Annotated in this window: 10 protein-coding genes and 1 pseudogene; 7 read left to right on the forward strand and 4 right to left on the reverse strand. The window is 66.5% G+C overall.

Annotation, left to right across the window (positions count from 1 at the left end):
• The first annotated feature begins 188 nt into the window (after positions 1 to 188).
• Positions 189 to 761, forward strand: a complete 573-nt coding sequence (locus DE149_RS11370) for a recombinase family protein (RefSeq protein WP_101963227.1) — start codon at positions 189 to 191, stop codon at positions 759 to 761.
• Between the two features lie 39 nt (positions 762 to 800).
• On the opposite strand, the gene DE149_RS11375 is transcribed toward DE149_RS11370, so the two are convergent.
• Positions 801 to 1,043 (reverse strand): hypothetical protein, encoded by a 243-nt coding sequence (locus DE149_RS11375; RefSeq protein WP_113914508.1) that lies wholly within the window; start codon positions 1,041 to 1,043, stop codon positions 801 to 803.
• A gap of 105 nt (positions 1,044 to 1,148) precedes the next feature.
• Between DE149_RS11375 and DE149_RS11380 the strand changes: the two genes are divergently transcribed.
• Positions 1,149 to 1,814 (forward strand): HNH endonuclease family protein, encoded by a 666-nt coding sequence (locus tag DE149_RS11380; protein ID WP_050664463.1) that lies wholly within the window; start codon positions 1,149 to 1,151, stop codon positions 1,812 to 1,814.
• A 597-nt stretch (positions 1,815 to 2,411) separates the two neighbouring features.
• Here DE149_RS11380 and DE149_RS11390 read toward each other — a convergent pair.
• A complete protein-coding gene (locus tag DE149_RS11390; protein WP_113914510.1) occupies positions 2,412 to 3,326 on the reverse strand; it encodes a hypothetical protein in 915 nt (304 codons plus the stop codon).
• Between the two features lie 153 nt (positions 3,327 to 3,479).
• The gene (locus tag DE149_RS11395) at positions 3,480 to 3,878 is read right to left on the reverse strand and encodes a hypothetical protein (protein WP_113914511.1); all 399 of its coding nucleotides are present in this window, start codon (positions 3,876 to 3,878) and stop codon (positions 3,480 to 3,482) included.
• Between the two features lie 332 nt (positions 3,879 to 4,210).
• Here DE149_RS11395 and DE149_RS11885 point away from each other — a divergent pair, with 332 nt between their 5' ends.
• The 5 genes and pseudogenes from DE149_RS11885 to DE149_RS11975 all read left to right on the forward strand — a co-directional run.
• Complete coding sequence (locus DE149_RS11885) at positions 4,211 to 6,952, forward strand: DNA methyltransferase (RefSeq protein ID WP_113914512.1); 2,742 nt, start codon at positions 4,211 to 4,213, stop codon at positions 6,950 to 6,952.
• Between the two features lie 1,012 nt (positions 6,953 to 7,964).
• Positions 7,965 to 8,348: a plasmid mobilization relaxosome protein MobC gene (mobC, locus tag DE149_RS11405; protein ID WP_158530796.1), complete on the forward strand. Its 384-nt coding sequence runs from the start codon at positions 7,965 to 7,967 to the stop codon at positions 8,346 to 8,348.
• Entirely contained in the window at positions 8,345 to 9,799 is a 1,455-nt protein-coding gene (locus DE149_RS11410) for a hypothetical protein (RefSeq protein ID WP_113914514.1), read from the forward strand. Before mobC ends, DE149_RS11410 begins: the two co-directional genes overlap by 4 nt.
• Positions 9,783 to 10,922, forward strand: coding sequence for a hypothetical protein (locus DE149_RS11415; protein ID WP_113914515.1), 1,140 nt, complete (start codon positions 9,783 to 9,785; stop codon positions 10,920 to 10,922). The genes DE149_RS11410 and DE149_RS11415 overlap by 17 nt, the downstream gene beginning before the upstream one ends.
• 23 nt (positions 10,923 to 10,945) lie before the next feature.
• A pseudogene (locus DE149_RS11975) lies at positions 10,946 to 11,308 on the forward strand (DUF4913 domain-containing protein); the annotation flags it as partial.
• Between the two features lie 48 nt (positions 11,309 to 11,356).
• Here the strand turns inward: DE149_RS11975 and DE149_RS11425 are convergent.
• A complete protein-coding gene (locus DE149_RS11425; protein WP_233490751.1) occupies positions 11,357 to 12,919 on the reverse strand; it encodes an IS1634 family transposase in 1,563 nt (520 codons plus the stop codon).
• Positions 12,920 to 13,246 lie beyond the last annotated feature (327 nt).

The following is a 13,246-nucleotide window of genomic DNA, read 5'->3' on the forward strand; positions in this document are numbered from 1 at the left end:
TTACGGGACAGGCCGACCCGGCGCCCTGAGAGGCTGTCTCGGATTTCGTGAAGGATGAGGGCAGTGATGAACTGTTCGGCTGTCAAGCTGGGTATACCCCTTTACACACCCCGCCCGCCCACGAGACCATCACGTCAGAGACGGTCCCAAACCGGGCCGTTAGACAGGAGTGTCGGAGGGTCTAAGACGTGGTTGGACAGACTGTGGCCTATGTGCGGGTCAGCTCGGCTGAGCAGAACCTGGATCGTCAGCTCGAGGCGGTGGGGGAGTGCGACCGCATCTTCCAGGACAAGATCTCCGGCAGCTCGAGGGCCAAGCGCGCCGGGTTAGCGGAGCTGATGACCTACGTGCGGGAGGGGGACCTGGTGAAGGTCGCCTCCATGGACCGCCTCGGCCGCGACACTCGGGACCTGTACGCGATCGTGGACGAGCTCACCGACAAGGGGTGCGCGGTGCAGTTCGTGTCCGAGCGGATCACCGTGGACAAGTCCGGCACCTCCCCAGTAGATGGGCTCATGCTGGGCATCCTGGCGGCGTTCGCTGAGTTCGAGCGCCGGCGGATCAAGGAGCGCCAGGCCGAGGGCATCGCCCTAGCCAAGGCCCGCGGCAAGTACGTCCAGGCCCCGAAGCTCTCGGACACCGACGTGGAGCAGGCGCGCGTGATGATTGAGATGGGGATCCCGAAGGCCGAAGTGGCGCGCGCGTTCGGGGTGAGCCGGCAGACCCTGTACACCTCGTTGCGCCGGCAAGCCTCAGACTGAACCCCATCCTCGGCCGCCGGCGTCCCTTGAGTTTCTGCTTCAGTACGCGGGCGCGGCCTTGTACAGGGATTGGGCGTCCTGGGCTGCGTGGACGCCGGCCCGGACGACGTCGTTCTTCATGTCCAGCACCCGCAGCTGCCCCTCGATCTCAGCGACGGCCTCGATCCGGCCGAAGGCATCCCCGTGGGCCGGGGCGTACTCGCCCAGGCCCCGCAGCTTGGGCAAGGCCTCGGCCAGGTGCGTGCCGTGGGGGTCCACGATGTCCGCGCTGATCCTGCCCATCCTAGGGACCGGGGATCTCGTGCCGAGCAGGGTCTTCACGCGAGCTTAGGATCAGCTGCGATGCGATCTCGCATCGCGTTATCCACTCGAGCAAGGAACTCGCCCATGTCACGACGCTCTCTGGCTTCTCTGGCCACTGCCGCTGTTTTCGTCGCCACCGCTGTCCTCGGGGGCGCGGGACCGGCGGCAGCCGGCACCACGTATTCGGCCCCGCTGCGCACGGCTGTGGCGTCGTTGCCGGTCGCGGCGGAGAACAATGCCGGCTATGACCGGGCCGCCCAGTTCGGGGACTGGAAGGATGCGAACCGGGACTGCCAGAACACGCGGGCAGAGGTGTTGATCGCAGAGTCCAAGACCACCCCGAAGTTCACGACGGCCCGTAAGTGCACGGTGGCCACGGGCAAGTGGGTGAGCAGCTGGGATCTGCGGACGCACACGTCTGCTTCGACGGTGCAGATCGATCACATGGTGCCCGTGCATGAGGCGTGGGGCTCGGGAGCCCGGTACTGGACCAAGGCCAAGCGGGTGGCGTTCTACAACGACTTGGGGGATGCCCGGTCGCTGAACGCACAGACCTCGGCGTTGAACTCGGCCAAGCAGGCCCGCGGTCCGGAGCAGTGGCTGCCGCCGAAGAACCAGTGCCAGTACATCGCTGACTGGACTGCGGTGAAGATCCGCTGGGGGTTGAAGGCTGACGCCACGGAGAAGGCGTTTCTGGTGAAGAAGGCCGCCTCCTGCGCGAACACCACCCTTAAGGTGACCCGGTACTGAGCCTGCATGGCCGCAATGGTGCCCATCCCCTACTCGTTGACGGTTGCGGGTGTGGCATTGGTCTGTCCGGGGGCTGGCTCGAGGACTTGTGTTCTTACTGTGTCTGTCATGGCCACCCCTCTCCTGGAGCTCCGGTCGTCCGGAGAGCGCGAACATGCTACGGGGGTCTTATCTCGCGACGGGGACCGCTTCACCGTGCGGGCCGGGGGCGTCGTTGTCGGCATTGGGAAGGTGGTGGTGCAGGACGCGTGGAGTCGGGGCGGCCCGCGGCAGGAGGCCCGGAACGCCGGCCACCAACGACCGATATAGGCGTTCAGCGAGGGGGTGAGCCGGTCTCTGCGGACCGGGCGGCTCACCGCGGAAAGGCCACAGGGGAGGTACACGACTGTCTGACCCGCGGCGACGCTTGGTGATCGCAGTCCGAAGGATGAGCGGCACGATCCCGAGTTGGAGCGGCGCGACGCCTGGAGGTTTGCCGAGGCGGCGCGAGCTCAGACCTGGCGGCTGTAGAGCTCGGAGGTGGAAGGCGGAGGGGACGACAAGGCCCGAGGAGACTGATGGAGTCAGTCTCCTCGGGCCTTGCCCGGGGTGGGTAGCTCAGGCCAGCAGGTCCACCTGCGGGGGGATGCCCTTGGTAGTGACGAAGCGGCGGTGCTCTGCGAGCAGGTCACGGCCAGATTCGTACGCTTCGAGCGTCTTTCGGAGCGCCTCCAGCTTGTCCCGTGAGGCCAACCCCTGGGGGACGAACAGGTCCTTGGGCGTCTTGAGGGGCTTGCCCTCAGGGGTGTACTGAGTGTGCAGGTCCTGGATGTAGCCCAGCATGGTCACTTCGAAGAAGCGGCCGTAGCGCATCAGCGGGTGACGGGTCACCCAGCCGGAGGGCACCAGCAGCAGGGGTGCGCCGTTGGCCACTGGCAGGGTCACGGACTTCATCTCCCACTGCCGGGTGTGGTCGTTCCACATCCGGCAGGAGACGGTGGCCGTCTTGTGTCCGTTCGCGGTGAATTCCGGGTACAGCGCGAGCATCTCCTGGGTGAAGTCCACCAGCGCCTGGAAGATGATGCGGGTGGTGATGTCGGAGGTGATGTCGTCGCCGACGTCCTTGATGTAGAAGCCCAGTTCCTCCAGGTGGCGCAGCACTCCCACGTGCAGCAGGGGCCGCAGGTCGGTGGACATCGCCTTCCAGATCCGCCGGCGGATCACCTCTGCCCCGCCATGCCCATTGATGCCCCTCGCCGAGAGTCCGAGGTGGGTCTGCCGCGGCTCGGGGAACACCGGCAGCGCCGCCCCTCGCGCCTGGACTGCCGGGTCCGAGGAGAGGGCGGTGAGCACCAACTCCTCCAAGAACGTGTCCAGGCAGTTGATCGCCTTGGCCGCGTGGGGCGTAGGAGTCCCCAGTAGTCGGATGGCGTAGGGGTCGAGGAACTGAGGGGTGTCCGTGTGGACGTCCAGGTCGGCGAAGGGTGCTGGCCCGGTGAGATGGATCTTGTAGTGACGGGTGGTCGAAGCCATAAGGCTCCTCCTTTTGTGTTGGAGGGCCTACCGGGTGGAGCCGGTTGCTCCAGCCTCGGCTACGATGCTGACCGTGATAGCCCATCACCATCAGCGCCGTTAGGCCCTGAAAATCGACCCCAACCCATTGGCGTGGGTTGGGGTCGAAGCTTTTTATGCACCCGCGTCCTCCTTGGGGGCGCGGGAGCGATTGCCACGAACCTCGATCGACGGTCCGGCCAGGTTGATGCAGAGCATCCCGTCCTCTTCGAACGGTTCGTACCGCCGGCTGACTGTCGTGTCGATGTCATAGGCGTCCATGAAAGCAGTAGCCGACAGCAGGGTCTGCCCCGTCTTGGAAGGCTCGCGCAGTGCGTACGAACGCGGCGAGGGGTCCGCGGGCCGCAAAGCCATGACCCTGCGAGACTTGTCGAACAGCAACTCCACGACGAGAGCGCCGTCGATCATCTTGTGCGCTGGACCGTTGATCGACAAGATTCCTCGCTTCTGGATTGTCACGCTGGGCGTCCCCTTCATGGGCGCGCTGCGCTTGTCGAAGACCTCGAATGCCATCTCGACTCCTCTCCAGGGTTCGTGGACTGCTGGCTACTCACAAGAAGTGAACCATGGTGCTGTCCACGGTGTCAAGGCTCCCCAGATGCTTCGAGAGCCATGCGGCGCACGCCGAGCGCTGAGGATCGATGAACGGACTGTATGGAGAAAATTGTCTAACGCACGATGCCTCCCCCGCCATCTCATCCTGCTTCCAGTCGTCCGTGGGGGAGGTCTGGGGTGTCGGCTGCGCCTGGCAGGTGGGCAGCGGGGTTCGTGCCCGCCTCTGTCATCAACGCGCGTACGGGGTGGGCCCGGCATGATGGGGTGGTCACCGTTGGAAGGCTCTTCACATGCAGACCAAGCCCTTGTCCTGGGATCAGATCCGAGCGAACGCGGCCGCGTTCGTGCACGAGTGGGCCGGGGAGTCCTACGAGCGGGGTGAGTCCCAATCGTTCTGGACGGAGCTGTTCGCGGTCTACGGAATCCGCCGCCGCAAGGTGGCCCAGTACGAGAGCCGGGCGAAGAAGGCCGACGGCGGGGCCGGGTTCATCGACGTGTTCTGGCCCGGCATGCTCATCGCCGAGCAGAAGTCACTGGGCAAGGACCTGCAAGTCGCCGAGGACCAGGCGCTGACGTACCTGGCGAACGTCCCCGAGGCCGAGCAGCCCCGCTATGTCATCACCTGCGACTTCCAGACCTTCCGGCTGCGCGACCTCGAGGCCGCCCCCGGGGACGAGGACGCGGTGGTTGAGTTCCCGTTGGAGCAGCTGCCGGTGGAGGCCGAGCGGTTCGGGTTCATCGCCGGCTACCAGAAGCGCACGTTCGGCTCAGCAGAGCAGGCCGCGGCCTCCGTGAAGGCCGCCCAGCTGATGGCCGACCTCTACGTGGAGCTCGAGGGCTCCGGATACGACGAACACGAGGCATCCGTGTTCCTGGTGAGAACCCTCTTCGCCCTGTTCGCCGACGACTCGGGACTGTGGGAGCGGGACCTGTTCCTGGAGTTCATCCAGACCCGCACCGCCGAGGACGGATCCGATCTGGGCGCGCAGCTGACCGCCCTGTTCCAGGTGCTCAACCGGCCGGTGAACAAGCGCATGGCAGGCACGGATGAGCTGATGTTGCGCTTCCCGTATGTGAACGGGTCCGTGTTCGGGGAGGCGGTGTCGATCCCGTACTTCACCGCCAGCATGCGGGAGAAGCTGATCGCGGCGTGTCACTTCAACTGGGGCGGGATCTCTCCGGCGATCTTTGGGTCCTTGTTCCAGGCGGTGAAGTCCAAGGAGGCCCGCCGGGAGCTGGGGGAGCACTACACGACCGAGGAGAACATCCTCAAGCTCATCGGACCGTTGTTCCTGGACGAGCTGCGCGCCGAGTTCGTGGCGAACATCCACTCCCGCCCCGGGCTGCGCAAGCTGCACGAGCGTCTGGGGCAGATGCGCTTCCTGGACCCGGCGTGCGGGTGCGGGAACTTCCTGATCGTGGCCTACCGGGAGCTGCGCGCCCTGGAGCTTCAGATCCTGGTGCGTCTGCAGGAGCTGTCGGGCAAGCAGGTGCAGACCTCGCTGGTGATGGACGAGGACGAGAGAGTGCGGGTGCGGATGTCGCACTTCAGCGGGATCGAGTTGGAGGAGTGGCCGGCGACCATCGCCCGCACGGCAATGTTCCTTGTGGACCACCAGGCGAACCAGGACATGTCGCTGAAGATCGGGGTGTCCCCGGAGCAGCTGCCCCTGTCCGAGTCGGCGCACATCGTGGTCGGCAACGCGCTGCGCATGGACTGGAACGAGGTCGTGCCGGCATCCGAGCACGTGTACGTGATGGGCAACCCGCCGTTCATCGGTCAGTACACCAAGACCGCCGAGCAGACCGCGGACATGAAGGCTGTCTGGGGTGCTGACTACGACGGGTACCTGGACTACGTCACCGGATGGCATGCCCAGGCGATGCATTACTTCGCCGGCCAGCCGGTGGGCCGGTTCGCTTTCGTCACGACGAACTCCATTGCTCAGGGTCAGCCAGTGCCGGCACTGTTCGGGCCGTTGCACCGTGAGGGATGGATGATCCCGTTCGCGCACCGCACGTTCGCGTGGACCTCGGAGGCTCCGGGCTCGGCATCGGTGCACTGCGTCATCATCGGCTTTTCCAAGGGCATCCCCTTGAAGGGGGCGCGGTTGTTCTCCTACGACCGGTCTCAGGGGCAACCACTAGAGGAGCCGGTGAGCGCGATCAGCCCGTACCTCGTAGAAGGGCCATGGGTCCCCGTGGCCAAGCGCAGCAAGCCGTTGGCTAACTTGCCGGCTGCGCTCAAGGGGTCTCAGCCAACGGACGGGGGCAACCTGATCGTGGAAGCGGCCGTATACGAGGAGGTGGCCGCCGATCCGGCGGTGGCCAAATACCTGCGCCGCTACGTCGGTGCGCGCGAGCTGATCCATGACACCCCGCGTTGGTGCCTGTGGCTGGAGGAGCTGGAACCTGCCGACCTCACGCGGTCGCGGCTGCTCAGGGAGCGCCTCGATGCGGTGCGAGCATTCCGTGCCGATAGTACGAAGCAGGCCACAAAGGCGCTGGCCGCCACCCCCCACCTCTTTACCGAGCGGCGGGCACCTCAGACGGACTACTTGTGCATCCCGCGCCATGTCTCCGAAACACGTGCCTTCTTCACCGCCTCCCGGTTTGGTCCCGAGGTCATCTCGGGTGATGCAAACTTCGTGGTCGTCGATCCAGAGGGCCTGGCCTTCGCGGTGATCTCGTCGTCGGCGTTCATCGCATGGCAGCGCATGGTCGGTGGGCAGATTAAGTCGGACCTGCGGTTCTCGAACACGCTGGTGTGGAACACGTTGCCCCTACCGGAGTTGTCTGAGTCGGAGCGAGGCAAGCTCATTCAGGCCGGCGCCGGCGTGTTGGAGGCGCGCGCGCTGCACCCAGAGCGGTCGTTGGCGCAGCACTACAACCCGCTAGCCATGGACCCGGCCCTTGTGAAGGCGCACACGGCACTGGATCGCGTTATGGATCGCATCCTGGACTTACCTGCCGGAGCCACGGAGAAGGAACGGCAGACGCGCCTGATGGAGCTCTACGCCGCCCGCGTGTAACTGGCCCGGCCCGACGCGCCCATCGCGCTGACGCGTCGTATCGGAAGGGTCCGGTTGCTAAGCGGGGATCTTGACCGTAAACGCGGGGAAGCAGCAGCCGCGGTCCGCGAAGGTCCGCGTCCGTTATTCGTCCTCAGCCGTCGCTGGCACGTGTGGGATCGATGGAGCGGCAGGTGATGGGAGAGGATTTCAGGCCGCTTTAGAGGTGATGGGCACCGGGTAGAAGCTGGCCCCGATCAGCCGGCCCCGCTGGGAACTACCCCCCGTCAAGGCCCCCTTGGTGAGCACATCGAAGCGCACGACGGCGGCGACACGTCACCATGCACCATGCCCGCCGAAATCGGAGCGCAGCAGAGAGACGCGAGCACGCTCAGATGCAGACGTGGACGGGGCCGGCGAGGTTCGCTCAGCGAACCGCGCCGGCCCCGTCCGCGCGTGTGTGTTCAGTTAGCCGTGGGCGCGGTCTCGGTGGCCGTGGGTGGCACCGTAGACGAGGCTTCGGAAGTGGATGAAGTGCTGTTTGTTTTGCGTGGCCGGCGCGTGCGAGTGCTGCGCTTACGTGTGGTCATGTCCGAGGGCCGCAGACGGTTTAGCTCACTAGGTGTCCACCCTGCACGTTCGGCATCACGGAACGCTGCCTCTGTCTGAGAGTCGGCTTCGGCGGCGGCTGCGTGTGCTTCCTCGCGGCGCGCAAGGGCGTCCGCGATCCGCTCAGCTGCTGCCATACGCTCCTCGTTCATGCGGCGCATTTCTTCCAGGAAGTGTGTCGTGTCCATCGGCATGGCCTCAGCATAGGGGCGGCGATGCTCGGGCGCATCGAATGGGGTTCCAGCTTGCGAACCGGGGGTCACGCTCTGGTCACCCCCGGCATCGAAGGAACCGACCGGCTAGGCCGGAGCAAGCTATAGGTTTAGGTGCCCTAAGCCGCTTGCCCCCCTTGCCCGAGGGCCAGGGGGGGTGGGACACTCAGTGTTACCGAGTGGCGTTGCACTGTGCTGGAAGGAGGGTCGCGATGGCCGAGCGAATGAGACAGGCGAACCAGCCTGGTGGGCGCGCTGTCCGCCGCGTTGTGCGGCTGACCGAGGCCGAGAATGCGGAGCTGTCCATCGCGGCCCAGCGAGAGAACAAGACGGTGCAGCGGTACATGGTGGAGGCTGGCATTGCGCGAGTGCGGGGCGTTGATCCGCAGGCGGCGCGCGAGACCATCACGGCGTTGTTCAAGGTGGAGCACCAGATCGCCAAGGTCGGCACGAACATCAACCAGCTCACGCGCCACGCGAACGCGACGGGCGAAGTTCTGCACGCTCAGCTGCGCGAGGAGCTGGCTCAGTTGCGGCATTGCCTGGACCGCCTGGAGGAGACCGTGGATCAGGTGTCCGTGGAGGCGCGCGCATGATTCCGAACGTCACCCGAGGCGGGGACATGGCCGGGCTTGTCTACTACCTTGCTGGGCCGGGCCGGGCGAACGAGCACACCCGCCCGATGATCGTTGCCGGAGACGAGCGGATCACGTTCCGTGTGGAGCCAGGCAGGGAGCTGAACAAGCATGATGCGTTTGAAATCGGGTACCAGCTGGAGCGTCCGCGCCGCGCGCATGGCACCGCTGTGATGACCTCAGTGTCCGAGTGGGACGAGGAGCAGCAGAGGCACGTCAAGGTCGGTGAACGCGCCGGCCATGTGTGGCATTGCTCGTTGTCGTTGCGTGCCGATGACCGCAAGGTGAGCGCGAGTGAGTGGGGCACGATCGCGGAGCGTTTCGTGGAGAAGATGGGTTTCATTGACCCGGACGGGGCGAAGACTTCCCGGTGGGTGGCGATCCATCACGGCACCTCGAAGAACGGCAACGATCACATCCACGTTGCGGTGCAGCTCGTGCGTGAGGACGGCACGAAGGCGAACACGCACAACGACTTCAAGCGTGTGCAGGAGGCGTGCCGCGAGCTGGAGAAGGAGTTTTCGCTGGCCGTGGTCGAGGGCCGTGGGGCCGGCAAGACGTTGAGCGGGTACAAGCGTGCCGAGCAGGAGCGCGCACGCAAGGCCGGGGACACGTTGCCGGTGCCCGTGGCGCTGCGCCAGAAGATGCGCGCGGCGCTGGCGACGGCCGGCAGCCCGTTGGAGTACGTGCAGGCATTGGAGGAGGCCGGGGTGAAGGTCGCCCCATCATTCGAGCGCGGTACGCGCAACGTGGTACGCGGGTACAAGGTCGCGTTGCCGGGGGCGTCCTACACGACGAAGAACGGCCAGTATGTGTTCGCCTCACCGTCGAAGCTGGATTCGTCGCTGAGTTGGCCGAACATCTGCGCCCGGTTCGCGGACAAGGGGCGCACGGAGGCGGAGGCGTACCTGAGCGCGTTGCATGGCACGATGCGCCGCCCGGGCCAGCCGGACCGGTTGCAGCGGCCCGTTCACCGGGTGCATGTCGAGCGCATGATGAGCGGCAAGACCGGCACCGCCCCGGACACGTTGGCGTGCATCTACGCGCGTCTGGCCGTGCAGTACGAGGGCGGGCAGGACGGGCCGTTCAGTCGCATGTCCGAGCGCATCGCCCGCGCCCAGCACAGTGAGCCCAACGGGGCGTGGAGGGTGCGTCAGACCGCCCGCTTTGCCAAGGGCCGGGATCGTGGCTGGCTGGCAGTGGTGCGGCAGGCCAACCGTCTGTCGCGGGCGATGATGCAGCAGCACGTCGTGGGGGTGCGTCCTCAGTTGGTACGGGACTTCATGGTGCTGGCGGACGCTTCCGAGCGGGCGCACAAGTCGCTGTTCTCCGATTCCACGACCACGGGCACGACCGTACCCGTGGGTACACGAGAGATGCAGAAGGAGGCCGGTCATGGCTATGGACGATGAATCCCAGATCGCGGAAGACTTCGGGATGATGGTGCGGATGGTCACCGGCGCGTCGATGCAGCTGAGGGAGAACCAGCTGCGCGCTCGTGCGATGCAGGTTCAGAGCGTGCAGAGGGCAGGCACGGAGGAGGCGCGCGTGCGCGCCAACGCCGCGCGCGTCGTACAACACGACCTCTACTCGCGGGATTTCTGGCGACACGCCGGATCGGAGTCCATCGCGGATCGCTTGGCCGTCGCGGCCGCGCTGGGGAGCAACGAGCCGGCGGCGCGTTCAGCATGGATGCACGGTGCTGATGTGCTCCGCAGTGAGTTCGGGATCGACCTCCAGGAGATCAACCGGGCGCATCCGTCTTCGCTGGAGCAGCGTCACGCGGCGCTGCGTGATGCCCTCGATGACTACTTCGCCCAGCTGCGGCAGGACCGCGCCGATGACGGTGCCGTTGCTGAGCAGGTTCAGGAACAGGAAGCGGAAGCCGAGGAAGCGGTAGCCGAGGAGCCGGCGCAGGTGCAGCAGCCGCAGCCGGCCGAGGCCGGCCCCGAGCTGTTCGTCATTCACGACTTGTCCAACGACCGGGGCGACATTCGCGCCGTGGAGAAGGATGGGGCGTTGCGCGCCATCGAGAATGCCCCGGACAACTTGGGCCGCGACATGCCCGAGGCGTGGGCGGATGTGCAGGGCTGGATCGGACGCGATGAGGACGTGGACCGCGCGATTGCCGAGAAGTTTCCCGACGCGATGACCGACGAGCAACGCGCTCGCGCACTCGGCCAGGAGCCCGAGTCGGAGACGTACACGGACACCGCAGGCGTGGCCGCGCGTGCTGATGAGAAGGACGCGCAGGCCGAAGCCCAGGGGGACGCCCAGCGGGAGGAAGCCGAAGCCGAAGTCGACGCTGCGCGGGTGGAACATCTGGACGATCTGGCTCAGGCCGCGCAGCGTGACGTGGCGCATCTGACTGGAGCCGAAGCGGCCCAGCTGTCCGAGGTCCGCCGTGTGCAGCTGGAATCCTTCCCCCACGGCCCGCATGTGCTGAACCCGTCCGAGTTGAAGCGCGCCCCGAGGAAGCGGCCAGCGGCCGGCATGCAGGCCGAGGCCGAGCGTGCGGAGGTGCTGAGCCGGTGAGCGCCGATCCCGTGCTGAACGCCATGCCGCGTTTTGAAGACGAGCCTCCCGAGGAGACCCCGGGAGAACCCGACACAGAGCAGGAGTTCCAGACCCTCTACGCCAACGCGGGTGAGTGGGTGAGTGATTGGCTGTTGCCGCATTTCCGACGCAACCCGAACAGGTTCCGATGGGACCCGCAATGGTGGCGCTACGAGGAGGCCGGATCGGTTATCGAGGCGATGTGGCGATCCTGGGAGCAGACTCGCGTGGACCCCGATCCTCGCGTCATGGCGACGTGGTTCCGTGACGTGTTTTACCCGCTTCTAGGGCACCTTACGTCCGCTGACGGCCCGTTCTGGAGCTACAGGGCTTCTCTGGGCCGCACGGACGTTCCCGCCGTGTTCCCTGCCGCGCCAGCCCCGCCGGGTTGGTTTGACCCGAGTCGTGCCAATTTAGTGTGTTGGCCATTCGGTGCCGGTGGCGGTGAGGATCTCGCTGGCGGTGCCGGTCAGCGGGTCGGCGGCGACGTGGGGGTGACCGGCGATGACGACGGTGACCTGTTGCAGCGGGCGTAGGGCCTGGACGATCTTCTTGATGCTCATCCCGGTCTGATCCTGCAGGTGACGGGCGACGGCCAGGGCGGTGACGACGATGGTGAGGTGGGCCTCGATGGCATCGCGGTCGTGGTGGAACATGGGCCTGGCCCGCAGGTCGGTCTTGCTCATCCGGAACGAGGCCTCGACCTGCCACAACGAGTGGTAGGAGGCGATCACCTCCGCTGCGGGCATGGTCGTGACGGGCAGGTTGGTGACGTAGCCCTTCAGCCCGGCCAGGCTGCGGGCGCGGGTCAGGGCGTCCTCGTCCAGGCGCGTCGAGCCGTTCACCGTCTTCACGAACCGCGGTGTGCGGGCTGGCTTCTCGCCGGCGATGACCGCCTTGGCGCGGTTCTCCTGCAGGGTGAGGGTGGCCCGGTCCCGTGCGGCGCGCTTGACGGAGTACGCCCATACCGCCCGCCACGACCGATCGTGCACCGCGGGGTCCCACACGGGTTCGGCGCGCTTGGTGACGTCGTTGACCGAGGCCGCCTTGGTGGTGGCCACCCGTGGAGTGATGGTGTCGATGATCTGTCCGTCGGTGAACGCATCCCCGTGCCACCGGAAATGAGAAGCGAGGTCGCCGGGGGCCTTGGTGACCCGCGAGCCGACGATGAACCGCAACCCGGCCGCATCCAGCTCCTTGAGGTTCGATGAGGAGAGCATGCCCGCGTCGGCGACCACCACGATGTCGGCCAGGTTGTGGCGCTGCTGGAACTGCTCGATGATCGGCAGGATCGTGGCGGTCTCGGCCTTGTTGCCCTCGAAGCACCCCACCTCCAGCGGGAACCCGGCACGGTCCACGAGCAGCCCCACGACGACCTGCGGGTCCACGCGCCGCTCCTTCGAATAGCCGACCTTGCGCAGCTCGTCCTCCTGCTCGGCCTCGAAGTAGAGGGTGGTTACGTCGTACAGGACCAGCGACAGGTCCCCGTGCCCGGCGGCGTGGGCGAAGCACGCCGCGGCGACCTGGTCGCGGTAGCCGCGTTCCTGGGCCCGGGCCAGGCACCGGAACATCGTGCGCAGCGACGCGTGCGGCACACCGAGCTCGTCCAGCACCCGCAGCGAGTCGGCCTTGCTCGTGGGTTCCACGATCCGCGCCAGCACCAGCGCCTTGAACGCTTCATCGCCCAGGGCATCGAACCCCAACCTGGCGTACGCGCTGGTCAGCACGTGCCACAGCAGTGCGCTGCACTTGCCGGTGATCACCGACTGCCCCGCCGGCACCGCGCCCGCGCTCAGGTCGAGCTCGCCCTGACCCGGGTGCATCTTCACCCGGGCGGCCTCCAACAGCGCGGTCAGCTCGGCCTCGGTGTGCGCTGAGCCCAGGTGCTCGAGGACTTTGTCCCGCCCGCCCCGGCGCTCAGCGATCTGCACCGCCGTCGCCCCCGACGCCGTCCGGACCTTACGCACGAACACCACGGTCCGACCCTACCCACCCGATTAGTGTGTCGCCGACCCCCGCCACAGGACCCTGACCAGCGACAACACCGGCCAAGTCAGCCAGGAGCTCTCAAGTGGCACGAGTCAGGTGGTTCCGTGACGTGTTTTACCCGCTTCTAGGGCACCTTACGTCCGCTGACGGCCCGTTCTGGAGCTACAGGGCTTCTCTGGGCCGCACGGACGTTCCCGCCGTGTTCCCTGCCGCGCCAGCTGTCAAGGGCCATTGAGTTCTGCCCATAGGCGGCCAGTGTTTCTTCCCGCTGGTGGCCATCAGAACTGCCCACTGGTGGCCAGCTGGTTTGCCCG

Origin of the sequence: Micrococcus sp. KT16 (assembly GCF_003315015.1) — a bacterium.
In the GTDB taxonomy this organism is placed as follows: domain Bacteria; phylum Actinomycetota; class Actinomycetes; order Actinomycetales; family Micrococcaceae; genus Micrococcus; species Micrococcus luteus.

What these genes read in the sequence shown, in the direction of transcription:
- DE149_RS11375 (WP_113914508.1), bottom strand. Translation starts at nt 1,043, where the DNA reads ATGGGCAGGATCAGCGCGGACATCGTGGACCCCCACGGCACGCACCTG.
- DE149_RS11380 (WP_050664463.1), top strand. Translation starts at nt 1,149, where the DNA reads ATGTCACGACGCTCTCTGGCTTCTCTGGCCACTGCCGCTGTTTTCGTC.
- DE149_RS11390 (WP_113914510.1), bottom strand. Translation starts at nt 3,326, where the DNA reads ATGGCTTCGACCACCCGTCACTACAAGATCCATCTCACCGGGCCAGCA.
- DE149_RS11395 (WP_113914511.1), bottom strand. Translation starts at nt 3,878, where the DNA reads ATGGCATTCGAGGTCTTCGACAAGCGCAGCGCGCCCATGAAGGGGACG.
- DE149_RS11885 (WP_113914512.1), top strand. Translation starts at nt 4,211, where the DNA reads ATGCAGACCAAGCCCTTGTCCTGGGATCAGATCCGAGCGAACGCGGCC.
- mobC (WP_158530796.1), top strand. Translation starts at nt 7,965, where the DNA reads ATGGCCGAGCGAATGAGACAGGCGAACCAGCCTGGTGGGCGCGCTGTC.
- DE149_RS11410 (WP_113914514.1), top strand. Translation starts at nt 8,345, where the DNA reads ATGATTCCGAACGTCACCCGAGGCGGGGACATGGCCGGGCTTGTCTAC.
- DE149_RS11415 (WP_113914515.1), top strand. Translation starts at nt 9,783, where the DNA reads ATGGCTATGGACGATGAATCCCAGATCGCGGAAGACTTCGGGATGATG.